Origin of the sequence: Kribbella sp. NPDC050281, assembly GCF_040655855.1 — a bacterium.
Taxonomy (GTDB): domain Bacteria; phylum Actinomycetota; class Actinomycetes; order Propionibacteriales; family Kribbellaceae; genus Kribbella.
Map to the genome: position 1 here is coordinate 1 of NZ_JBFAKS010000115.1, position 1,037 is coordinate 1,037.

Here is a 1,037-nt window from a genome sequence, read left to right on the forward strand (position 1 = left end):
GGCTGGGCGAACGGGGCCAGGACGATCGCCGCGCCGATCATCCCCCACGCGATCAGCCCCAGCGAGTCGATCTCGTCCCCAAAACTATCGTTCATCAGGAAATATCCGGCGCAGCACGCCCCCGCCACCAACGCCAGCAACAACCCCAGAGCGTCCAAGCGCAACCCCTGCCACGCCTCTACCACCACGCCCAGGCCCACGACGGCCACCACCGCGCCGACGAACGCGGCCCGCGGCAGCCGTACCTTCCGCACGAAGCGGACCCACACCACCACCATCACCGGCGCCATGTACTCCAGCAGCAACGCCACCCCCACCGGCAGCCGCGTGATGGCCAGGAAGAACAACGCCTGCACCCCCGCCACCGCCATCACCGCATAGGCCGCGAAGAAGCCCCATTTCTCGCGCGGGATGCGCAGCGCCTGCGGCTTGACCGCGGCCAGTACCGCCACGAGCAGCACCCCGGCACCGGCCATCCGCACCCAGACCGCCTCGATCGGCACCAGTCCGGCGGCGTTCAGGTACTTGGCCATCGGGCCGGAGAAGGCGAAACAACACGAGGAGACGAAGGCGATCGCCAGTCCCGCATACCGCAACGTCAACACATCCTGAGAGTAATGAGTGTTATGTCCGATGGATACTGACATGCCCTGTGGGCGAGGCGCAATGCCCCGCCGCCCTCACTCGTTTAGCCTGCTCAGGTGAGGATCTTCGTCGCCCGGCTGGCCGGGACCCCGGTCTTCGACCCGTCCGGTGACCAGATCGGCCGTGTCCGTGACGTCGTGGTGTCCCTGCGCCCCACCGCCGAGGGCACGCTGCCGCCGCGCGCGCACGGGCTGGTCGTCGAGGTGCAGCCGCGCCGCCGCGTGTTCCTGCCCATCACCCGGGTACGCGCCATCGAGACCGGAGCCGTGGTCTTCTCCGGACGGCTCAACATGCGCAGGTTCGAGCAACGCGTCACCGAGACGCTGACGATCGGCCAGCTGCTCGACCAGACCGTCACCCTCGACGACCGCCCCTGGATCGTCTACGACCTG

2 protein-coding genes are annotated in these 1,037 nt (G+C 68.4%); one reads left to right on the forward strand and one right to left on the reverse strand.

Features of this window, described 5'->3' with window-relative positions:
• The coding region (locus AB0I34_RS44190; RefSeq protein ID WP_360458761.1) for an EamA family transporter at positions 1 to 605 on the reverse strand (605 nt) is incomplete at its 3' end.
• 96 nt (positions 606 to 701) lie between these two features.
• Between AB0I34_RS44190 and AB0I34_RS44195 the strand changes: the two genes are divergently transcribed.
• Positions 702 to 1,037, forward strand: a 336-nt coding sequence (locus AB0I34_RS44195) for a PRC-barrel domain-containing protein (RefSeq protein WP_360458764.1), incomplete at its 3' end; no start/stop codon positions are given.